Source organism: Arthrobacter sp. 05N429, assembly GCF_056397045.1.
Genome location: NZ_JBFTMQ010000001.1, coordinates 115,054 through 134,468, shown reverse-complemented (window position 1 = coordinate 134,468; position 19,415 = coordinate 115,054). Strand labels below are relative to the sequence as shown.

The following is a 19,415-nucleotide window of genomic DNA, read 5'->3' as shown; positions in this document are numbered from 1 at the left end:
CCGGATGAGCATTTCGCATGGCGGGCCGTCCATCTCGGACGGCCCGCCGGTCTCCCCTGCGCCGGCTGCCGGCACCCTGCCGGTCCCGGTCCGGGCCGACGGCATCCAGCTCATCGGCGAGACCAAGGGTTCCGGCTACCGTGAGGCGCCCTCACTGGTCCGCCGCGCCGACGGCCAGACCCTCCAACTGACCCCGTTGCTGTACCTGGTCCTCGAAGCGATTGACGGCACCCGCGGCGTCGAGGAGATCGCCAACCACGCCAGCACCGGATCCGGCCGGCTGGTCAGCGCCGACAACGTCCGGACCTTGATCGACTCACAATTGCTGCCGCTGGGCCTGCTGCGGCTGGCCGACGGCTCACAGCCCGAGGTACGCAAGGCCGACCCGCTGCTTGGGATGAAGTTCCGCTACACCGTCACGGACCCGGAACGCACGCGCCGCATCACCGCCCCGTTCGCCGTGCTCTTCAGCCCGCTGATCGTGGTCCTGGTCACCGCGGCGTTCCTCGCCAGCTGCTGGTGGGTGCTGATGGTCAAGGGCCTGGCCTCGGCCACGCATGAAGCGTTTGCAAATCCGGGCCTCGTGCTGCTGATCCTGGTGGTGACCGTGCTGTCCGCCGGGTTCCACGAATTCGGGCACGCTGCGGCGGCCCGGCGCGGCGGAGCAACCCCGGGCGCCATGGGTACCGGGCTGTACCTGATCTGGCCCGCGTTCTTCACCGATGTCACCGATTCCTACCGGCTGGGCCGCGCCGGGCGTATCCGGACCGACCTCGGCGGTCTGTACTTCAACGCGATCGTCGCCGTCGCCATCATGGGCATCTGGTGGGCCACGGGTTTCGATGCGCTGCTGCTGGTCGTCGTGACCCAGGTGCTGCAGATGGTCCGGCAGTTGCTGCCGCTGGTCCGCTTCGACGGCTACCACATCCTCGCCGACGCCACCGGGGTTCCCGACCTGTTCCAGCGGATCAAACCCACCCTGCTGGGGCTCCTGCCGTGGCGCCGGACTGACCCGGAGGCGCAGGTCCTCAAGCCGTGGGCCCGCGCCGTGGTCACGGCCTGGGTGCTCATCACCGTTCCGCTGCTCCTCTTCAGCCTTGTCCTCATGGTGCTGTCCCTGCCGCGGCTTCTCGGCACGGCGTGGGACAGCGCGCAGAAGCAGTACGCCATGTTCAACCACAGCTTCGGCGGCGGGGACATCGTCGACGCCGCAGTGCGGATCCTGGCGATTGCCGCCGTCGCGCTTCCCGTGGTTGGCATCTTCTACATCCTGTTCCGCCTGGGACGGCAAATCATCACCGGACTCTGGCAGAAGACCCGCGGCAAGGCGCTCCAGCGCGGAACGGCCCTCGCAGTGATCGCGTCTGTGGTGGCAGGACTCGCCTGGGCCTGGTGGCCCGGCACCGAAACCTACCGGCCCGTCCAGCCCTACGAACGGGGCACCCTGGCCGACGCCACCACCGCCGTCTTCCCGGCCGGCGCGTCCACCGGAATGAGGGAAGGCCAGTCAGGGCGGACCGTCGCGCTCTGGCCCGCCGGTGCCGAGAAGCCCACCCGTGAGCAGCCGCAGCTCAGCATGGTCCTGGTGCCGCGTGACGCCGGGACGGCCGGGGCTGGGGCTGAGGCGCCGCCGTCGTGGGTATTCCCCTTCGACCGGCCGGCCGCACCCGAGGAGGACGGCAACCAGTCGCTCGCCGTCAACACCACGGACGGTTCCGTTGTCTACGACGTCGCCTTCGCGCTTGTCTGGGCCGACGACGGCGGGGACGTCACCACCCGCAACGAGGCCTACGCCTTTGCCAGCTGCGCGGACTGCGCCGCCGTCGCGGTCGGTTTCCAGGTGGTGCTGATCGTGGGGCAGACCGACGTGATCGTCCCGGAGAACCTCTCCGCGGCCGCGAACTACAACTGCGTGCGGTGCCTGACGTACGCCCTGGCGAGCCAACTGGTCCTCACACTGGACGGTCCGCTGAGCGCCGACGGCATGACCCGGCTCAACGCGCTGTGGCAGCAGATCGCGGAGTACGGGCGGAATCTGCAGAATGTGCCACTCTCGGAGATCCAGGGGCGCCTGGACGCCTTCAAGCTGCAAATCATGGAGGTCATCAAGAGCGATCCCAGCGCCACCCCGGGCGGTTCCACCGGCACGGCCCCCGCCACGACGGGCAGTTCGCCGGGTCCTTCGACGACACCCCCGGCCATGCCGGGTGCAACGACCGGGGCCACGCCGGGTGCCACCTCCGACGCCACTCCTGGTGTGGCGGGGACCGCGCCAGCGGCTACCTCCACTGCCACGGCGCCATCAGGGACGGGCCCGGCTGGACCGCAGCCCACGCAGTCCGCGGGAACGGCCACCGGGCCGGCGCCTGTCACGCCGTCGGCCGCTCCAACAGCCATAGCCCCGCCGGCACCGTAGGCACCGCTCCGGTTCCTGGCTGACGACGCGCCAACGGACCAGTGCTATGGGGATTCCCGTAGCGCTGGTCCGTTGGCGCGTCATGGGACTTTCACCGCAGCGGAATTGACTGCGGAAACGACTGGGCGGGGTGTTCGCGGGCGGGTTTCGTCGCTGATTCACGAGCGGCGACGCTCCTGCCCAGTTGCTCGGCACCACTCCCCGCGCCCGCCACACAGAACCGCGGGTTCCGCCGGCACGTGGCAGTGCGGCCGGAAGTAACTGGGCGGGAGCGTCGCACCGGCGTCGGTGATTCGTCAACGCGGTGAATCCTAGGCTTGCTGCCGGGACTTCCATTCATCCGCAAGAATGGCGTAAACGACTTCCGTTGCCCACTGTCCCTTGTAGTGCCATTTGTCCACCTGGGTGGATTCGAGCCGCATGCCCAGCCGTTCGCAGAGCGTTGCGGAGGCCGTGTTGAGGGCATCCAGCTTGGCATCGATCCGGTGGAAGCCGAGCTCCTCGAACCCCAGTTTCAGCAGCGCACCTGCGGCCTCGGACGCGATACCCTTGCCGCGCGCCTCCGGGGCGAGGCTCCAGCCGATCTCGGCCTGCCCGCAGCCCGGCAGCCATTTCAGCACCACTTCCCCGAGCAGGCCGGGCGAGTCCGCGGCCTCGATGGCCAGGCAGATCCAGTCGCCCTCCTTTTCGAAGACGAAGTTGGCGTATTTGCCCACGGACTCCATGGACTTGGTGTAGCTTTTCGCCTCCCCGGGCAGGAACCGTGCGGTCTCGGGCAGCGAATGGTAGGCGTAGAAGGCATCCAGGTCCCCGGCCTCGAAGCGGCGCAGCACCAGCCGGTCAGTGCGGAGGGGCAAGTTCAGTTCGGTCATGGCACCCACGCTACCCATCGATTGCTCCGCAGGTGCCGTTTTGAGCCGTGAAAGGGGCAGTTACGGAGCAACCGACGCGCCGACGACGGCGGCGGTCGCCTCGGCAATCGCCCGCTCCTCGTCGGTGGGCACCACGAGCACCGGAATAGCCGAGGAGGGCGAGGAAATCACGCGGGGGTCCTTGGACCGTTCGCGGTTCAGGCCGTCGTCGAGCTGCACGCCCAGGGCGCCCAGCCGTTCCGCCACGAGGGCGCGGAACTGGTGGGAGTTCTCCCCGATCCCGGCCGTAAACACCAGGGCCTTCGCCCCGCCGACAGCCACATGGTAGCCGCCGATGTACTTCGCGAGCCGGTAGGAGGCGACGGCGAGCGCCATGGCCGCCTTGGCGTCGCCGGCTTCCGCGGCCTCCACCACGGAGCGCATGTCGTTGTTGCCGGCTAGCCCCTTGAGCCCGGACTGGCGGTTGAGCATGGAATCCAGGTCCTCCGGGGACCAGCCGGCCCGGCCGAGGAATACCAGGATGGACGGGTCCAAATCGCCGGAACGGGTGCCCATCACGAGGCCCTCCAGCGGGGTGAACCCCATGGAGGTGTCCACGGAATGGCCGCCGCGGATCGCAGTCACCGAGGCCCCGTTGCCGAGGTGGGCGATGACGGCGTCGAACTCGTCCACCGGTACATCGAGCAGCGCCGCGGCCCGGTGCGCGACGTATTCGTGCGAGGTGCCGTGGAAGCCGTAGCGGCGGATCCCGTGGTTGGTGTAGAGCTCCTCCGGCACGGCGTAGCGCCAGGCGTGCTCCGGCAGGGTCCGGTGGAAGGCGGTGTCGAAGACGGCGACCTGCGGCATCTCCGGCCACTTCTTCGAGATCGCGCGGATGCCCAGCACGTTCGCCGGGTTGTGGAGGGGTGCCAGCGGGTTGAGCCGCTCGATGGCGCGGGTGATCTCGTTGTCGACCAGGACGGGCTCGGCGAAGCGCTCCCCGCCGTGCACCACCCGGTGCCCGACGGCGTCGAGCGCCCGGTCGCCCAGCGCGGCGTGGATCTCCGCGTCCACGAGTTCCAGGGCCTCCGCGTGGTCGCGGGGGCCCTCCAGCTGGCCGTCGCCTTCGCCGCCGTTGCCCATTCCGATCTTCTCGACGAGTCCTTCGGCGAGCACGCTGCCGGTTTCGACGTCGCGGACCTGGTACTTCAGTGAGGACGAGCCTGAGTTGATGACGAGGACGAGCACTGGGCCTCCTAAGCCTTGGCTGCAGGGGTGGTCGGTGGAAGTTCGATCGTATCGCCATTGCATCGGACGCGGCGGGCGCCTAGAGTCGGCGGACCTATTGGTCACCGCACGGAGGGCTTTTCATGACTGACAGCACTAACGAGCAGGACAGCAGCGCACCGGACACCGGATCCAAGAAGCCGGACCCCACCGGCGTGGAAGGCTCGAACCCGGCTTTGGACGACACCGGGAACCTCAAGGCCGCCGAGGTGGGCGAGTCTCCCGAGCCGCCCGAGAACGTGGAGGACCTGGACCTCACCCCCGAGGGCCTGGCGGACGAGCCGGCCAAGCAGGAAGACCCCGACAGCCCGGCGGAGCCGGAGAACAGCTGACGGAAACCAGCCGACGCCGGTCCCCCGGCTACGCGTGCGCAGCCGATGCAGCCGGTTCGACGGCAGGCGCCGTGGACTGGGCCTGGATGGCGGTGATGGCCACAGTGTTCACGATGTCCTCCACGGTGCAGCCGCGGGAGAGGTCGTTGACCGGCTTCCGCAGGCCCTGCAGCACGGGCCCGACGGCGACCGCCCCGGAGGACTGCTGGACCGCCTTGTAGGTGTTGTTGCCGGTGTTCAGGTCCGGGAAGATGAAGACGGTCGCCTGTCCGGCCACTGATGAGCCCGGCATCTTCGACTCGGCGATGGCGGCGTCGACGGCGGCGTCGTACTGGATGGGCCCTTCCACGGCTAGGTCCGGGCGGCGTTCCCGCACGAGTTCGGTGGCCTGCCGGACTTTGTCCACCGCTTCGCCGCTTCCGGACCCTCCGGTGGAGTAGGACAGCATGGCAACCCGCGGCTCCACGCCGAACTGCGTGGCGGTCTCGGCCGAGGCCAGCGCGATGTCCGCCAGTTGTTCCGCGTTCGGGTCAGGGTTGACCGCACAGTCGCCGTACACCAGCACCCGGTCCGGCATCAGCATGAGGAACACCGAGGAGACGATCTTCACGCCGTCGCGCGTCTTCACGAACTCCAGCGCCGGCCGGATGGTGTGGGCCGTGGTGTGCGCGGCACCGGACACCATGCCGTCCACCACTCCCAGCTGCACCATCATGGTGCCGAAGTAGCTGCCGTCCAGCATGACTTCCAGGGCCCGGGCCAGGTCAACGCCCTTGTGTGCGCGCAGTTCCGCGTACTTCTCGGCGAACTGCTGGCGCAGCTCGGATGTGGCAGGGTCCACGATGTCGATGCCGGAGATGTCGATGCCCTGGGTGGATGCCAGCTCCCGGACTTCCGATTCTTTGCCCAGAATGGTGAGGTCGCAAACGTCCCGGCGGTGCAGGATCTCCGCAGCGCGCAGGATCCGCACGTCGTTCCCCTCGGGCAGCACGATGTGCCGGCGCTGCAGCCGCGCCCGCTCAACCAGGTCGTGCAGGAACCGCAGCGGCGTCATCCGCTCCAGCCGCGGGAGGTGCAGGCGTTCCACGAGCTCCGCCTCGTCCACGCGCTTGGCCCACAGCCCCAAGGCCGAGGCGACTTTGCGGCGGTGCCCGGACCAGATTTCGCTGCGGACCTCGGAGACCCGTTTGGCGGTGGTGTACGTGTCGTCCGGGGCCGTGAACACGGGAAACGGGGCCTGCGCCAGCAACGAGTAAATGTTGGGGTCCGGGGCCAGGCCGCCCGTGAGGATCAGCGCCGACGGCACCGGGAATTCCGGCGAGAAAGAGGACGCCAGGCACGCGACCATCACGTCGGCACGGTCGCCCGGGACGATCACCAGGGCGCCGTCGTCGAGCACGTGGAGGAAGTTGGCCACGTTCATGGCCGCCACCTTGATGGAGCGGACGTCGCGTTCCATGTCCTGGCGGCCGGCCACCTGGCGGATGCCCAGGGCCGCGGCCACCTCGCCGGTGGTGGGCCGGGCAATGTCCTCGAGCTCCGGGAAGACATACACGGGCCGGCCGGACGCGCCGGGCTTCACGGCTGCGACGATCCCGTCCACGTCCTCCGGGTCGGCGCGGTTCACCATGATGGCCAGCAGGCTGCAGCGTTCCGCCGCCAATTCCTTCCGGGCAACCTCGACGGCGTCAGCGGCCTCCGCGACGGTGCGCCCCTTCGCGCCCACCACGGCCACGATTGGGGCGGCCAGGTTGTTCGCGAGGCGTGCGTTGAGGTCGAATTCGACGGCGGCGTCCTGGCCGGTGAGGTCGGTGCCCTCCACGATCACCACGTCGCAGTGGCGTGACATTTCGGCAAATATCTCCACACACCGGGCGTCGATTTCCGCGCGGTTCCCCTCGGCCAGGAGCGCCCGGACCTCGGCGAAAGTCAGCCCGCCGCGGCAGCGCTCGTCATCCAGGTCGAACCGGGACTTCATAAGGGCCACCATGGGGTCCGAGGCGGCATCGGAGCCGTGGACCACTGGTTTGAAGAAGCCGATGCGGTCCGCGTGCCGGTGCAGCGTGTCCGCAAGCCCCAGCGCTATGAGGGACTTGCCCGAGCCCGGGGTGGTCGCGCTGACGTAGATTCCTTTGGCCATTGTTCGCCCTTTGCTGTGAAGTGGTGCTGCTTCCCTCCCAGCCTACTTTCTCTTGCCGGGGAGCCGGTTTCCGGGTCCCGTTTCCGGTGCTTTTCGACGGCCGTTGCGTCGTCCGCCGACAGCTTCATACGCCTGTCAGCTCTTGACAGAAGGCACCCAAATGGGATTACCTAATGAACATTCGGTAAATAAAGCTGGAGGCAATGACGCATGGCTGAACTGACGGTTTCCGGTGGCACCCACCCCATTCTTAAAGACGACTACGCGTCGGAATGGATGGGCATCGAAGTTGTGGCGCTGGACGAGGGACATGCCACGATCCGTATGGCGCTCCGGCAGGAAATGCTCAACGGGTTCGGCATGGCCCACGGCGGAATGATCTTCGCCTTCGGGGACACCGCCTTCGCGCTGGCCTGCAACCCCGCGAACCCGGGTCCCGGCGAGGAGGGAAACATCACCGTCGCCGCCGGCGTCGACATCAACTTCCTTAAACCGGCCTTCCGCGGCCAGGTCCTGACCGCCGTCGCCAACCGCCGCGCCAGCACCGGACGCAGCGGACTCTATGACATCCAGATCTACGCCGCAGATCCGGGCACGCCTGAGGCACGGCAGTCGGCACCCGCCGGCGCCGCGCACGCCGCTACGGCCCCGGGCGAACTCCCCACCGACGCCCCTGCGGGCGAACTCGTCGCCGAGTTCCGCGGCCGCAGCCGCACCATCTCCAAGAAATAGAAACAGGGAACCCCAGATGACCCAAGAAACCGTCGCCGCCACCAGTGAAGCTGTCCTGGACCGCGAAGAAACCATCTCCCGCGACGAGCTCGAGGCATTGCAGCTCAGCCGCCTGCAGCACACCGTGGCCTACGCCTACGACCGTGTTCCCCTGTACAAGCGCAAGTTCGACGAAGCCGGCGTCCACCCCACCGACCTCCGTGAGCTCTCCGACCTCGGCAAGTTCCCCTTCACCACCAAGGAAGACCTCCGCCTGGAGTACCCCTTCGGAATGTTCGCCGTGCCGCAGCACGAGGTGGCCCGCATCCACGCGAGCTCCGGCACCACCGGCCGCGCCACCGTGGTGGGCTACACGAAGAAGGACCTCGCCGACTGGGCCAAGCTCGTTGCCCGCTCGCTGCGCGCCTCCGGCGTCCGCCCGGGCATGAAGGTCCACAACGCCTATGGCTACGGCCTGTTCACCGGCGGAATGGGCGCCCACGCCGGCGCCGAGGCCCTCGGCTGCACGGTCATCCCGATCTCGGGCGGCCAGACCGAACGCCAGATCACGCTCATCCAGGACTTCAAGCCCGACGCCATCCTGGCCACCCCGACCTACCTGCTGACCATCGCCGACGCGATGATGAAGCAGGGCATCGACCCGGCCTCCACATCGCTCAAGTTCGCCGTGCTGGGTGCCGAGCCGTGGACCGAGGAAATGCGCCACGAGCTTGAGACGACCATGAACATCAAGGCCTGTGACATTTACGGGCTCTCCGAGGTCATGGGGCCGGGCGTCGCCGGCGAGGCCGTGGAAACCCAGGACGGCAGCCACATCTGGGAGGACCACTTCCGCCCCGAGATCATCGACGCCTTTGACCCGTCCGTGGTCCTGGGCGACGGCGAACACGGCGAACTGGTCTTCACCTCTCTCACCAAAGAGGCGCTGCCGATCATCCGGTACCGCACCAAGGACCTCACCCGGCTGCTGCCCGGCACGGCCCGCCCCGCGCACCGCCGCATGGGCCGTATCACCGGCCGCAGCGATGACATGATCATCCTGCGCGGCGTGAATCTGTTCCCCTCCCAGATCGAGGAGATCGCGCTGCGCATCCCCGAGCTGAGCCCGCACTTCCAGCTCGAGCTCACCCGCCCCGAAGGCCAGCGCATGGACCAGCTGACCGTCAAGATCGAACGCCGCGAGTCTGTCACGGTCGAGGGTGTCGCCTCGGCTGCCAGGGTCCTGCAGCAGCAGATCAAGATCCATGTCGGGTCCTCCTGTGCCGTCGACGTCGTCGAGCCAGGCTCCCTCGAGCGGTCCAACGGCAAGCTCCGCCGGATCTACGACATGCGCCCCAAGGCCTGACCCCATCCTGTCCAGCCCGCCGGCCGCCCGCGAGAGCAGCCCGGCGGGCTGACCGATCTCCTGATCGTGAGAAACTAGCGACTATGCCCACAACAGCAACAACCACGAAACGCGGCCGGCCCGGTTATGACCAGCAGTCGGTGCTGGTGATCGCTGTTGACGTTTTTAACCGCCATGGCTATGACGCCACGTCCATGGGCATCCTGGCCGAGAACCTGGGTATCTCCAAGTCAGCCATTTACCACCACGTGCCGTCCAAGGGTGACCTGCTGAAGCTCGCCCTGGACCACGCCCTGGGCGGCCTCGAAGCCATCCTGGAACAGCCGCAGGCCCAGACCGGCACCGCCGAAGCCCGGCTGGAGTTCGTCCTCCGTCAGACCATCTCGGTGCTGGTGGAGCGGCTTCCGTTTGTGACCCTGCTGCTGCGGCTGCGGGGCAACACGGAGATCGAGCGCGACGCGATGGAACGCCGCCGCACCTTCGACCACAAGGTGGCGGCCCTGATTTCCTCAGCGCGCGACGAGGGGTCACTCCGGCAAGACATCGATCCCCGCACCGTCACCCGGCTGCTCTTCGGCACCATCAACTCCATCGTCGAGTGGTACAAACCCGGCGGCTCCCTCTCCCCCGAGAAACTGGCCGACGACGTCATCACCATGGCCTTCCACGGCCTCCACGTCCCGCAGTAGTCCGCCCCGGCCGCCGGTCCCATTGACGGGCCACGGCGCCGGGGGCACGCTGGAGGATGGCCACCAGACTATCCACGGTGCTCATGGGCACCTTTCCCCATCTGCGGTACGAACCCACCGCCAAGCGGATCCGCGCGAGCCTCGACGGGACCGCCGTCGTCGATACGCTCCGGGCCTATCTGATTTGGGAACCGCGTCGGATCACACCCGTCTATGCCGTGCCTGAGCAGGAACTGCTGGCCGGGCTCGACCTGGCGGGGTATGTCACCTTGGATTTCCCGGCCTTCGACTGGCTCGAAGACGACGGGGAGATCATCGTCCACCCCCGCGATCCGTTCCACCGTGTGGACATCCGAGGGTCGTCCGTGGACGTGGAGGTGCCCCCCACGGCGTGACGCTGGCCAGCACGAACGGCGTGGCATGGAGCTACGACCGGCGGTACCGCGACTCCGCCCAGATCCACGGCCTCATCAGCTTCTTCAATGAGCGGGTGGACCTGAGGGTCGACGGCGTTCTCCATACCCGTCCGGTGACGCCGTGGTCCCGCCCGGACAGCCCCGGCGGTGCCGGTCCGGGGGCCGGCATGGACGGCGGTCCGGGGGCACTTTGAACGCCGCAGCACGCGTTTCGCCGACTCTCACCGGCGTGCCCGTGTCAATTTGCCCCCGCGCGGCCGGCGGATCGGCATCGCGCCCTCGGCCTCCGTCGAATGAAGGGACCAGCGGCTAGTGGACGACAGTGCCGGTGGAATGCACCACGGTTCCGGTGCTTTGGCCTCGTCCGCTGATGTCTATTTGCAGCTGGCTGCGCTGCAGCGGCGCTTCCAGGGCGTCGGAGAGCTCCGGCAGCGTGGATGTTTGGATGCGGTGGATGAGGTCCTGGACATCGGCCCTGTCATTGAGCGTCACCTTCAGGCTCAGGTCGGGGGCTCTGGCTGTTCCTCTCAGCAGGGCCGCGGAAGTGACGACACCGGGCAGCGAGTTGATCCGGTTTTCGACGGCGGCCGCGAGGACGGACGGGTCGCACAGGGTGAACCCCTGGCCTCCGTCGTCATGGAGGCGATAGGTGCCGGCCGGGTTCTTCCTCGGGATCTGGGCGATGATCCACAGCAGCCCCAGCACCCCGAGGACGACTCCAACAATCAGTACGGTCGCCGCCACCCACTGCGGCGCGAACAAGGCCTGCAGATCGCCGGAGACGGCGTAGTTCCTTGCGGGTGCGGTGTTCAGCAGAGACTGCGCTGTCCCGCTGGCCTGCAGGAGCAGGGCGATGCCGGCAGTCAGGAGAACGACGCCGAGAATAGTCAGCCAGGTCCGGTTCAGGGTTCCTGCGGTCTGTCTCATCGGAAGCCGTCCTTCTGATAATCGCGGTGGGCGGGTGCGCGAATGGTCTTACTCTCTGGACCGGACGGAGGCGGTAACCTGCGGAACCGGCGAGAGCCCAGTCTCTTCCAGCCGGGCCCGGACAGCGTCGGTGATCCTGGTGCGCAGATCCCCTGGCTCGTGCAGGAAAGTCGTGACCCTCAGGTTTACCCGCCCGGTGGTGGCTGTCGCTGAAACCGAGCCGACGCCGTCGATCTGCAGGCAACGGGCTTTGGCCAAGTGCGCGATGGCCCGGCGGGTCATCACTGTTTCCCGATCCTGCACCGGCGGGGCCTCGGCCCCTGCGCCGGAATCATCGATGGCGATTGCATTGAACCCGCCGGGAATGAGGGCACACAGCAACAGGGTCACTCCTGCCACGACGGCGGCTGTTCCGATCAGCCAGACAGCGGGGTCGTTCCACGTCAGTGCGGCCAACCAGTCGCGAGGGCCCTCCAGCAGGGCGGGCCATGTGCCGTCGATCAACCGGGTGATAGCCAGCCAGGCCAAGGCGACGCCAGCGGCCAGGAGTAGGGTCCCGACGATGAGTGCCGGCACGGCGCGGCTGGGCCGGTGCCGCAGGCGCATGGATCGTTGGTCGTTCCGGCTCATAGCAGTTTCCTTCGTCCCGGGGTGTCGGTGCTGGTGGTCAGCCACGAGATCCGGATGTCGACCTGCCGAACGTCGACGCCGGTTAACTCCGTCACCCTGGCCCTGATCCGGCGGCGCAGTTCCTCGGTGGCCTGGCGTAACGGCACCGGATACAGCATTCCCACCTCGACGCTTAAGGTCGCGATGTTCCCGGCGAGTTCAACCGTCGCCTTGGGTCGGGCGGAGAGATCAGCGCGTGTTCCGATGCCCAGAAAACCGCCGGAGGCGCCGCCAGCGGATGATTCGTCGCTGGCCACCTGCGCGGCGATTTTCTCGATCACCTTGGCGGCCAGGACGGTCTGCCCGCGCGTGCCCGTCTCGCCGAAGTCCTCACCGTCGTCCCCGACGGCGTCCCCGTCACCGGGCGTGGGCAGGGCGTGGGATCCTGGCGGGTTCATCGGCTCGATGCTCTACCGAACAGGGCCTGCAAATCGAGTTTTCCTTCCGCGACCCGGCCGACCACCAGGCCGATGAGTCCGAGGATCACCGCGGCCAGCAGCGCCGGCCAGCCGCCGAAACCCAGAACGATTCCAAGAACTAGACCTATCGTCAGGCACCAACGTGTAGTAGACATAGCCATCCTTTTCCTCTTCGTCCCGTTCCCCTTGGCGGAGGATACTGTGACGGGTGGTTACTGCAGTTGGGTCTTCTGGACCTGCTGGTCCTCATGCTCGTCGTCGGGCAGGTGGACATCGGTGACATTGACGTTCACTTCGAGCACTTCCAGTCCGGTGGCGCGCTCAACGGACTGAATGATGTTGCGGCGGATGCCCTGGCTGACCTCCACCACGGAAAACCCGTACTCGACGACGATGGAGACATCGATTGCGGTCTGAAGTTCGCCCTTTTCGACGCTGACGCCGCCGCTGACGTTGGTCTGGGAGCCGGGAATACGTTCGGTCAGGGCACTGAACGCGCGTCGGCCCGCACTGCCCATCGCGTACACGCCGGGAACCTCGCGGGTGGCCATGCCGGCCAGCTTCTGCACCACCGTTTCCTCGATCGTGGTGTCACCACGATCGGTGTGCAGCGCGTCCCTGGCCTTCGACTGTTCCAGCGCGCTTCGTTGCGTCTGCCCCGGGGTGGCCATGACGCCGCTGGTGGTTCCGGGGGTCCTGGGTGTCTCTGTCATGGAAAACATCTCCTCGTGGGACTGGTGGTGGTGCGTACACCGGTAAGGACGAAGCCCGGCAGGAATCGTCACGTGGTGCGGCAGATTATTTCTTCCCAGGGGGCACAACGCCGCGGATCGGTTTCCGGCGTCGACCGGCTGTGGCATATTGGGGCCAAGGTCCGGTGCGTTTCAGGACGGGATGGAAAGTGCATGGTTGATCATGGCCCCGGCTTTGAGCCGGACCTCGACGAGGGGAGCATTGTCGCCCGCGCCCAAGACGGCGATCTGGCAGCATTCGAACACCTGGTGCTCACCTATCAGTCCCGGCTCTTCCGGCTGGCCTACCGGATGGTCAACGACCGTGGCGAAGCCGAAGACATCGTTCAGGAGACTCTGACAACCAGCTGGCGTGGTCTTCCCATGCTGGCTGACGTTGATGCTTTCGGAGGCTGGATCTACCGGCTGGCGACGAACAAATGCCTGGATCAGCTGCGCAAGCGGTCCGCCCATGCCGAGGACATCATCGACTCGGAAGAAATGGACACTCTGCCGGGTGCCCGCGCCCGCTCGGTGTCGGCCCGCTGGGATCCGGCGCACGAGGCTGAATGGTCGGCCGAACAGGATGGCCTGACCGCACTGCTGAACACGCTCCCTCCGGCACAACGGGCCTGCTGGCTGCTGCGGGAAATGCACGGACGCAGTTACGCCGAGATTGGTGTCACACTGAAGATCAGCCCGACAGCAGTCCGTGGCACACTCGCCCGGGCACGGCACCAGATAGCAGAAGGGATGAGCCAGTGGCGATAGAGGACGTCCCGCGGCTCGGCTGCGGCCAGAGCATCGACCGCATCTGGGCGACCATCGACCGGCCCCCCACCGCGCACGAAGAACAGTGCGAACAATGCCAGACAGCCAGGACCCGGCTGCAAAGACTCAGCGACGCAACCAGCTCACTGCGGGAAAGCGACCTGCACAATCCCGCGCTGAAACCCGGTCCCGGGATCAAGAAAGCCATCATGGAGGTGGCCCACGCGGAAGTCCGCCGCGGCAGCAAAATCCTCCTGCGCAGCGCTGACAACGGCATCACCGAGATCAGCGAACAGGCCCTGAGCTCGCTCATCCGGTCCGCGGCGGCAGCGGTTCCCGGCGTCCGCTCACGACGCTGCCGCATCGAAATACGTTCCGCAGCCCCCGCCAGTGAAGACCACCCGCGCGGAACCGCCGGCACAGCCGCCGACGCCGGTCCTCGCCTCATCGTCAATCTACGGGTGGCCGCCGCCGCGGGCATGGAAATCCCCCTCATTGCGGAAGCGCTGCGGCACGAGATCAGCAACGCGATTCCGGCCGGCGTCGGAATTGGTGCCGGGATCGTCAACATCACCGTGGAGGACCTTTACGATGTCTGACCAACCCCTCCGAGGCTCTATCATTACCAGCCAACTCATCGCGTCCATCGCCACCCGCACCACGCTGGAAACACCCGGAGTCCTAAGGCTTGAGCCCACCATCCAAGGCTTCCTCGCCCGGCTCGCCCCCGCCGCCCTACAAAACCTCCGCACTGCCGGCAGCCAGGACGGCACGTACCGGCACGACGGCGTCACCGCGACAATCCGCGACGGCTCCGCACACGTCCACCTCGATATCGCCACCGACATCGCCTACACCGCCCTCCAGGTTGCCGAGGCAGTACAACGGCGCGTGAGTGAGAGCATCAGCCACACCGGCCTCACGCCGGGCACGGTCGACATCACCATCCTCGCCATAGAACCCCACCGCGGCACAGCAATGCTGTAACCCGGATGCAATCACCGGCCGCTCACTGCCCGGTCGCGCAGCAGGCGGATACGCCGGGGAAACCGGCGCCGCCCGCTCCTCCGGAGTACCACCTTGCACGCAAAGCCAGCAGGGCCGGCAGAGACCTGGCCGCACGGATTACAAACGGAAGAGGCCCAACAATGGAACCGGTTCAGCTCATCCTGATCATCGCGGGAATCATCGTCGTCCTGGTGGTCCTGTCGGCGCTGATGTCTTTTGGCCGGCGCAGAGGCGAAAAGAGGGTACATGAGAATCGACAGGCTGCGGACGGGGACGCAACGGCCCAGAACCCCGACGAAGACGACCGCGACCCATAACAGTTGCCGGTCTTCACGCCCCTGCCCCCCGGCAATGGCGCGGCGCTGATCCCGCCCACGCGGTCCGGGGGCAGGCGGCGACGGCGGTCCGGAGGAACTTTGAGGGCCCCGGCACACGTTTCGCCAACTAATACCGGCGTGTCCGTGTCAATGTGCCCCCGCCCCGCTGGGGACCTGCCCACGAACACAGAGCGGCGCCCCGCTGAGCCGGGACGCCGTGATTTTGTCCGCCGATCAGAGCCCGGTCAGAGCTGGTAGTCAGCTAACGTCGTGATGTCCTCGTGGACGCACAAGATGTTGTGCTCCGTGTCCATGAACCAGGCGCACTTCTCCGAATCCGTTGTACAGATGTGGTTCTCGGTCTTGAGGTCCGGCAGGTCGTAGTCCTGGAACTGGACGCCTTTGGACTCCATGTCCTGGACGGTCCGCTCGATCTCGGAGACTTCAAAACTCAGGGCTGTGTGCTCGGAGTGCTTACCGTCCTTGACGGGCATCAGCTGCAGCATGGGGCCGCCCTCGCTGCCGAACATTTCACTTCCGTCGTCTGCCACTCCATGGTGCGGGAGCCCCAGGGTGTCGGCATAGAAATGCCGGGCACGTTCTGCATCATCGACGGGCAGGACTGTTGTGGCTTTGTTGAGTACTAGGGTCATTTCGCCACCTCCTACGTTGAAAATTTTACGCCGGAGCAGGGCAGAAAGAACCCGCACTTCCATGGTTGCTCTATCACTTGTGGCTGTCATTTCGGTCGTTTGGCAGCCACAAGTGATAGAGCAACTGGAGGGGAGGCGTGGCTATTTCTCGACGAGGGTGAGGACGTCGTACGTGGCCACGATTTCGTCGTTCTGGTTGGTCAGGACGGCGTCCCAGGCCACCTCGCCGTACTCGTCGGTCTCGCGCGGGGTGATCTTCTTGGCGGTCAGGGTGACCCGGATGGAGTCGCCCGCGGCCACCGGCGTGATGAAGCGCAGGCTCTCCAGGCCGTAGTTCGCCAGGACGGGACCCGGCGCGGGCTCCACGAACAGGCCGGCGCCCCACGCCAGCAGGAGGTAGCCGTGCGCCACGATGCCGGGGAAGAACGGGTTGGCCTCGGCGGCTTCCTGGTTGGTGTGGGCGTAGAAGGTGTCGCCGGTGGAGTTAGCGAACTTCGTAATCTCGTCCAGGCTCACTTCGCGCAGCCCGGAGCGGATCGCATCCCCGATGTGCAGCGTGCTCAGGTGCTTCCGGAACGGGTGCTGGCCTTCGGTCTCGAGCGTGAAGTTGCGGTCTGCGCCGGTGTGCCAGACGCCCGTGACGGCAGTCAGCATGTTCGGTGAGCCCTGGATGGCGGTGCGCTGCATGTGGTGCAGGACGGAGCGGATGCCGCCGAGCTCCTCGCCGCCCCCGGCGCGGCCGGGGCCGCCGTGGACAAGGTGCGGGACCGGGGAACCGTGGCCGGTGGAGCTGCGGGCGTCCTCGCGGTTGAGCATGTGCACGCGGCCGTGGTGGGCAGCGATGCCGGTGACGAGTTCGCGGGCAACCGCGGGATCGTTGGTGCAGACCGAGGCGACGAGCGATCCGCCGCCGCGGGCGGCGAGGCGGACGGCGTCGGCCAGGTCCGTGTAGCCGATCACGGACGACACCGGGCCGAAGGCCTCCAGCGAGTGGACCTCTTCGGCTTCCGGATCAGCCCAGCTGAGCAGCACGGGGGACATAAACGCGCCGTCGTCGACGACGCCGACGCTGCCGTCCGCGCTGGTGACCTTGGGCGAGTCGAGCGTGCCGTAGGCGAGTTCGCCGCCGGCGTCGAGCATGGACTGGACGGCCGCGCGCACATCGGCGAGCTGCTCCAGGGACGCCAGGGCGCCCATGTTGACGCCGTCGGCGCGCGGGTCGCCCAGGACAACGCGTTCCTGGATCCGTTCCCCGACGGCGGCGATGACGTCCTGCACGAGTTCCTGCGGCACGATGGCCCGGCGGATCGACGTGCACTTCTGGCCAGCCTTCGCCGTCATCTCGGTGACGAGGGACTTGATGAAGGCGTCGAATTCGGGTGTGCCCTTGACAGCGTCCGGGCCCAGGATCGAGGCGTTCAGGGAGTCGGTCTCCGAGGTGAAGCGGACACCGCCCTTGACCACGTTGACGTGGGACTTGAGCGTGTTGGCGGTAGAGGCGGAGCCGGTGAAGGCCACGATGTCGCGGTAGTCGAGGTGGTCCAGCATGGTGCGAACGGAGCCGGAAATCAGCTGCAGCGACCCCTTGGGCAGGATGCCGGATTCGATCATGGCTTTGACCACCGCGGCGGTGACGTAACCCGTGGGGGTGGCGGGCTTGACGATGGTGGGCACGCCGGCGATGAAGGCGGGCGCGAATTTCTCGAGCATGCCCCACACCGGGAAGTTGAAGGCGTTGATCTGCACGGCGACGCCGGGAATCCGGGTGTAGATGTGCTCGCCGGCGAAGGAACCGTCCTTGGACAGGACCTCCATCGGGCCGTCGACGATCACCTGCGCGTTGGGGAGCTCGCGCCGGCCCTTGGAGCCGAACGTGAAGAGCACGCCGATGCCGCCGTCGATGTCCACCATCGAGTCGATCTTGGTGGCGCCGGTCTGGGCCGAGAGCGCGTAGAACTCGTCGCGGCGGCCGTTCAGGTACTGGGCCAGCTCCTTGAGCTTGAGCGCGCGCTGGTGGAAGGTCAGTTTGCCGAGTTCCGCCTGGCCGGTGGTGCGTCCGTAGTCGACGACGGCGGCGAGGTCCAGGCCCTCGGTGCTCACCTTGGCGAGGAGTTCGCCGGTGCTGGCGTCGAGGACGGAGGCCGCGCCGGCCGCGGAGCCTGCGTCGGGGGTCCACCAGGAATCCCGGATGAAGCTGGGAACGATCTCGACAGTGTCTACTGTGGGTTCCGGAGCAGTTGCAGTGGTGGTCATCGTTGACGGGTCCTTCCAACAGGGGCAAGATCAACACGGCCAGCATTACTGACCGTCCGTTCGGTAATATGTCTACAGTACATGAATGAGGCCTGCCGCACACTAGCTGCGGCGGCATTGACCGGCCTGAGCCCTTGGATTTCCGGCCACAGAGGAGACGTTATGACGCCCGAGCCCCGGAACACCGAGCTGTGGAAGATCACCCTCGGCGAACTCGACGAGAAGATGGGTGTGAAGATCGTCGAGGAATCCGTCGAACGGGTCGTCGCCACCATGCCGGTGGAGGGGAACCGTCAGTCCTTCGGACTGCTGCACGGCGGTGCCTCGCTGGCCGTCGGCGAGGCCGTGGGCTCCTGGGCCGCGGTCATCCACGCCAGCACCCTGGGCAAGACCGCCGTCGGAGTGGACGTCTCCGCCACCCACCACAAGTCGGCCCGCGAGGGGCTCATCACGATCACGGCGACCCCCATTCATCTCGGCGGCACCGTCACCACCCATGAGGTGGTCATCACCAACGACTCCGGCCAGCGGCTGTGCACGCTGCGGATCACCAACCTGCTGCTCGACCGCAAGGGCTGAGAGACCTGCCGGGACCGCGGGTGGAAGCAATGTTCCGGCTGCGTGCATCCAAACGGGGGTGGCGGCCGGTAGTAACGGTGTAAGCAAATCACCGCCCGGATCCGGGCAACTCAATGAGGAGTTTGAAATGCGCAAATCCGTTTATGCAGCCGGGGCCCTGTCGATGCTGGCCGCGCTCACCTTCGCTGCCCCGGCCCAGGCCGGGGGGAAGCACGACGGCAATCACCACGACGACGACGCGCGCCTGTCTGTCCTGCACGGCGTGCCCGGCCTCACCGTGGACGTGTGGGTGGACGGCAAGCTCACCCTCGACGACTTCGAGCCGGGAACGCTCGCGGGCCCGCTCAAGCTCGACGACGGCAGCTACAAGATCGCCATCACTGCCGCGGACGCCACCAGCGCCGACAACCCGGTGATCGGCCCGGTTAAAGTCCACCTCGAAGAGGGCCGGAACTACACAGCCGTGGCGCACCTGGATGCTTCCGGGGCGCCCACCGCAACCCTGTTCAAGAACGACACCTCGGCAAGCCCCAAGGGCGAGGGCAAGCTGACCGTCCGGCACGTGGCGGCAGCACCCGCCGTCGATGTCCTGGCCGGCGGAACCGCGGTGATTGAGGAGCTCGAGAATCCCGATCAGAAGGTGCTGACGCTGAAGGCCGGAACGGTGTCCGCCTCGGTTGCTGCCGCCGGCACCACCGCGCCGCTGATCGGCCCCGCGGATGTTCCGGTCACCAAGGGCAAGAACACGATCGTGTACGCCTGGGGCAGCCTTGCCGACGACACGCTCGGCGTGGCAGTCCAGGTGGTCGACTCTGCCAAGTGGCACGACCACGACGACTGAGCCGGGCGACCGGTTCTGAGGGACGGGCCTGACGGCAGC

The 19,415-nt window shown here is 67.1% G+C and carries 23 protein-coding genes; 13 read left to right on the top strand and 10 right to left on the bottom strand.

Annotated elements, in window-relative coordinates:
* Positions 1-4 precede the first annotated feature (4 nt).
* A complete protein-coding gene (locus AC1DF4_RS00680; RefSeq protein WP_476911098.1) occupies positions 5-2,416 on the top strand; it encodes a hypothetical protein in 2,412 nt (803 codons plus the stop codon).
* Between the two features lie 311 nt (positions 2,417-2,727).
* Here the strand turns inward: AC1DF4_RS00680 and AC1DF4_RS00675 are convergent, their stop codons facing one another.
* Both AC1DF4_RS00675 and AC1DF4_RS00670 read right to left on the bottom strand, forming a co-directional pair.
* Positions 2,728-3,288 carry a GNAT family N-acetyltransferase gene (locus tag AC1DF4_RS00675; protein WP_476911097.1) on the bottom strand — a complete coding sequence of 187 codons (561 nt, stop codon included), beginning with the start codon at positions 3,286-3,288 and terminating at the stop codon, positions 2,728-2,730.
* A 60-nt stretch (positions 3,289-3,348) separates the two neighbouring features.
* Positions 3,349-4,515 (bottom strand): acetate kinase, encoded by a 1,167-nt coding sequence (locus AC1DF4_RS00670; protein ID WP_476911096.1) that lies wholly within the window; start codon positions 4,513-4,515, stop codon positions 3,349-3,351.
* Between the two features lie 122 nt (positions 4,516-4,637).
* Here AC1DF4_RS00670 and AC1DF4_RS00665 point away from each other — a divergent pair, with 122 nt between their 5' ends.
* The gene (locus AC1DF4_RS00665) at positions 4,638-4,886 is read left to right on the top strand and encodes a hypothetical protein (RefSeq protein ID WP_476911095.1); all 249 of its coding nucleotides are present in this window, start codon (positions 4,638-4,640) and stop codon (positions 4,884-4,886) included.
* A gap of 28 nt (positions 4,887-4,914) precedes the next feature.
* Here AC1DF4_RS00665 and pta read toward each other — a convergent pair whose 3' ends face one another.
* Positions 4,915-7,026, bottom strand: a complete 2,112-nt coding sequence (pta, locus tag AC1DF4_RS00660) for a phosphate acetyltransferase (RefSeq protein WP_476911094.1) — start codon at positions 7,024-7,026, stop codon at positions 4,915-4,917.
* Positions 7,027-7,236: 210 nt separating this feature from the next.
* Here pta and AC1DF4_RS00655 point away from each other — a divergent pair, with 210 nt between their 5' ends.
* From AC1DF4_RS00655 to AC1DF4_RS00635, 5 genes are all read left to right on the top strand, one after another.
* Complete coding sequence (locus AC1DF4_RS00655) at positions 7,237-7,758, top strand: hotdog fold thioesterase (RefSeq protein ID WP_476911093.1); 522 nt, start codon at positions 7,237-7,239, stop codon at positions 7,756-7,758.
* A gap of 16 nt (positions 7,759-7,774) precedes the next feature.
* On the top strand, positions 7,775-9,103 hold the full coding sequence (gene paaK / locus AC1DF4_RS00650) for a phenylacetate--CoA ligase PaaK (protein WP_476911092.1): 1,329 nt from the start codon (positions 7,775-7,777) through the stop codon (positions 9,101-9,103).
* 83 nt (positions 9,104-9,186) lie between these two features.
* On the top strand, positions 9,187-9,792 hold the full coding sequence (locus AC1DF4_RS00645) for a TetR/AcrR family transcriptional regulator (RefSeq protein ID WP_476911091.1): 606 nt from the start codon (positions 9,187-9,189) through the stop codon (positions 9,790-9,792).
* A 56-nt stretch (positions 9,793-9,848) separates the two neighbouring features.
* Positions 9,849-10,187 carry a hypothetical protein gene (locus tag AC1DF4_RS00640; RefSeq protein ID WP_476911090.1) on the top strand — a complete coding sequence of 113 codons (339 nt, stop codon included), beginning with the start codon at positions 9,849-9,851 and terminating at the stop codon, positions 10,185-10,187.
* Entirely contained in the window at positions 10,184-10,402 is a 219-nt protein-coding gene (locus tag AC1DF4_RS00635) for a hypothetical protein (RefSeq protein ID WP_476911089.1), read from the top strand. The genes AC1DF4_RS00640 and AC1DF4_RS00635 overlap by 4 nt, the downstream gene beginning before the upstream one ends.
* Before the next feature lie 115 nt (positions 10,403-10,517).
* On the opposite strand, the gene amaP is transcribed toward AC1DF4_RS00635, so the two are convergent.
* The 5 genes from amaP to AC1DF4_RS00610 are packed head-to-tail and all read right to left on the bottom strand — an operon-like array spanning position 10,518 to position 12,936.
* Entirely contained in the window at positions 10,518-11,135 is a 618-nt protein-coding gene (amaP, locus tag AC1DF4_RS00630; RefSeq protein ID WP_476911088.1) for an alkaline shock response membrane anchor protein AmaP, read from the bottom strand.
* Positions 11,136-11,183: 48 nt separating this feature from the next.
* Positions 11,184-11,765 carry a DUF6286 domain-containing protein gene (locus AC1DF4_RS00625; RefSeq protein ID WP_476911087.1) on the bottom strand — a complete coding sequence of 194 codons (582 nt, stop codon included), beginning with the start codon at positions 11,763-11,765 and terminating at the stop codon, positions 11,184-11,186.
* Complete coding sequence (locus AC1DF4_RS00620; RefSeq protein WP_476911086.1) at positions 11,762-12,202, bottom strand: Asp23/Gls24 family envelope stress response protein; 441 nt, start codon at positions 12,200-12,202, stop codon at positions 11,762-11,764. The genes AC1DF4_RS00625 and AC1DF4_RS00620 overlap by 4 nt, the downstream gene beginning before the upstream one ends.
* The gene (locus tag AC1DF4_RS00615) at positions 12,199-12,378 is read right to left on the bottom strand and encodes a hypothetical protein (protein ID WP_476911085.1); all 180 of its coding nucleotides are present in this window, start codon (positions 12,376-12,378) and stop codon (positions 12,199-12,201) included. The genes AC1DF4_RS00620 and AC1DF4_RS00615 overlap by 4 nt, the downstream gene beginning before the upstream one ends.
* Before the next feature lie 57 nt (positions 12,379-12,435).
* Positions 12,436-12,936, bottom strand: a complete 501-nt coding sequence (locus tag AC1DF4_RS00610) for an Asp23/Gls24 family envelope stress response protein (RefSeq protein ID WP_476911084.1) — start codon at positions 12,934-12,936, stop codon at positions 12,436-12,438.
* Between the two features lie 72 nt (positions 12,937-13,008).
* Here AC1DF4_RS00610 and AC1DF4_RS00605 point away from each other — a divergent pair, with 72 nt between their 5' ends.
* The 4 genes from AC1DF4_RS00605 to AC1DF4_RS00590 all read left to right on the top strand — a co-directional run bounded on the left by AC1DF4_RS00605 (position 13,009) and on the right by AC1DF4_RS00590 (position 15,050).
* On the top strand, positions 13,009-13,725 hold the full coding sequence (locus AC1DF4_RS00605; protein ID WP_476911083.1) for an RNA polymerase sigma factor: 717 nt from the start codon (positions 13,009-13,011) through the stop codon (positions 13,723-13,725).
* Complete coding sequence (locus AC1DF4_RS00600) at positions 13,716-14,324, top strand: Asp23/Gls24 family envelope stress response protein (RefSeq protein ID WP_476911082.1); 609 nt, start codon at positions 13,716-13,718, stop codon at positions 14,322-14,324. Before AC1DF4_RS00605 ends, AC1DF4_RS00600 begins: the two co-directional genes overlap by 10 nt.
* Complete coding sequence (locus AC1DF4_RS00595) at positions 14,317-14,712, top strand: Asp23/Gls24 family envelope stress response protein (RefSeq protein WP_476911081.1); 396 nt, start codon at positions 14,317-14,319, stop codon at positions 14,710-14,712. Before AC1DF4_RS00600 ends, AC1DF4_RS00595 begins: the two co-directional genes overlap by 8 nt.
* Positions 14,713-14,873: 161 nt before the next feature.
* On the top strand, positions 14,874-15,050 hold the full coding sequence (locus tag AC1DF4_RS00590; RefSeq protein ID WP_476911080.1) for a hypothetical protein: 177 nt from the start codon (positions 14,874-14,876) through the stop codon (positions 15,048-15,050).
* Between the two features lie 245 nt (positions 15,051-15,295).
* Here AC1DF4_RS00590 and AC1DF4_RS00585 read toward each other — a convergent pair whose 3' ends face one another.
* Positions 15,296-15,703 (bottom strand): VOC family protein, encoded by a 408-nt coding sequence (locus AC1DF4_RS00585; RefSeq protein WP_476911079.1) that lies wholly within the window; start codon positions 15,701-15,703, stop codon positions 15,296-15,298.
* A 141-nt stretch (positions 15,704-15,844) separates the two neighbouring features.
* Positions 15,845-17,956, bottom strand: a complete 2,112-nt coding sequence (gene paaZ / locus AC1DF4_RS00580; RefSeq protein WP_476911078.1) for a phenylacetic acid degradation bifunctional protein PaaZ — start codon at positions 17,954-17,956, stop codon at positions 15,845-15,847.
* Positions 17,957-18,118: 162 nt separating this feature from the next.
* On the opposite strand from paaZ, the gene AC1DF4_RS00575 reads away from it, so the two are divergent.
* Entirely contained in the window at positions 18,119-18,535 is a 417-nt protein-coding gene (locus AC1DF4_RS00575; protein ID WP_476911077.1) for a PaaI family thioesterase, read from the top strand.
* 127 nt (positions 18,536-18,662) lie between these two features.
* Complete coding sequence (locus tag AC1DF4_RS00570) at positions 18,663-19,376, top strand: DUF4397 domain-containing protein (protein WP_476911076.1); 714 nt, start codon at positions 18,663-18,665, stop codon at positions 19,374-19,376.
* Positions 19,377-19,415 lie beyond the last annotated feature (39 nt).

Bases quoted from the DNA above. Each gene is read 5' to 3' on its own strand.
- AC1DF4_RS00680 (WP_476911098.1), top strand. From the start codon at position 5: ATGAGCATTTCGCATGGCGGGCCGTCCATCTCGGACGGCCCGCCGGTC.
- AC1DF4_RS00675 (WP_476911097.1), bottom strand. From the start codon at position 3,288: ATGACCGAACTGAACTTGCCCCTCCGCACTGACCGGCTGGTGCTGCGC.
- AC1DF4_RS00665 (WP_476911095.1), top strand. From the start codon at position 4,638: ATGACTGACAGCACTAACGAGCAGGACAGCAGCGCACCGGACACCGGA.
- pta (WP_476911094.1), bottom strand. From the start codon at position 7,026: ATGGCCAAAGGAATCTACGTCAGCGCGACCACCCCGGGCTCGGGCAAG.
- AC1DF4_RS00655 (WP_476911093.1), top strand. From the start codon at position 7,237: ATGGCTGAACTGACGGTTTCCGGTGGCACCCACCCCATTCTTAAAGAC.
- paaK (WP_476911092.1), top strand. From the start codon at position 7,775: ATGACCCAAGAAACCGTCGCCGCCACCAGTGAAGCTGTCCTGGACCGC.
- AC1DF4_RS00645 (WP_476911091.1), top strand. From the start codon at position 9,187: ATGCCCACAACAGCAACAACCACGAAACGCGGCCGGCCCGGTTATGAC.
- AC1DF4_RS00640 (WP_476911090.1), top strand. From the start codon at position 9,849: ATGGCCACCAGACTATCCACGGTGCTCATGGGCACCTTTCCCCATCTG.
- amaP (WP_476911088.1), bottom strand. From the start codon at position 11,135: ATGAGACAGACCGCAGGAACCCTGAACCGGACCTGGCTGACTATTCTC.
- AC1DF4_RS00625 (WP_476911087.1), bottom strand. From the start codon at position 11,765: ATGAGCCGGAACGACCAACGATCCATGCGCCTGCGGCACCGGCCCAGC.
- AC1DF4_RS00620 (WP_476911086.1), bottom strand. From the start codon at position 12,202: ATGAACCCGCCAGGATCCCACGCCCTGCCCACGCCCGGTGACGGGGAC.
- AC1DF4_RS00615 (WP_476911085.1), bottom strand. From the start codon at position 12,378: ATGTCTACTACACGTTGGTGCCTGACGATAGGTCTAGTTCTTGGAATC.
- AC1DF4_RS00610 (WP_476911084.1), bottom strand. From the start codon at position 12,936: ATGACAGAGACACCCAGGACCCCCGGAACCACCAGCGGCGTCATGGCC.
- AC1DF4_RS00595 (WP_476911081.1), top strand. From the start codon at position 14,317: ATGTCTGACCAACCCCTCCGAGGCTCTATCATTACCAGCCAACTCATC.
- AC1DF4_RS00590 (WP_476911080.1), top strand. From the start codon at position 14,874: ATGGAACCGGTTCAGCTCATCCTGATCATCGCGGGAATCATCGTCGTC.
- AC1DF4_RS00585 (WP_476911079.1), bottom strand. From the start codon at position 15,703: ATGACCCTAGTACTCAACAAAGCCACAACAGTCCTGCCCGTCGATGAT.
- paaZ (WP_476911078.1), bottom strand. From the start codon at position 17,956: ATGACCACCACTGCAACTGCTCCGGAACCCACAGTAGACACTGTCGAG.
- AC1DF4_RS00575 (WP_476911077.1), top strand. From the start codon at position 18,119: ATGACGCCCGAGCCCCGGAACACCGAGCTGTGGAAGATCACCCTCGGC.
- AC1DF4_RS00570 (WP_476911076.1), top strand. From the start codon at position 18,663: ATGCGCAAATCCGTTTATGCAGCCGGGGCCCTGTCGATGCTGGCCGCG.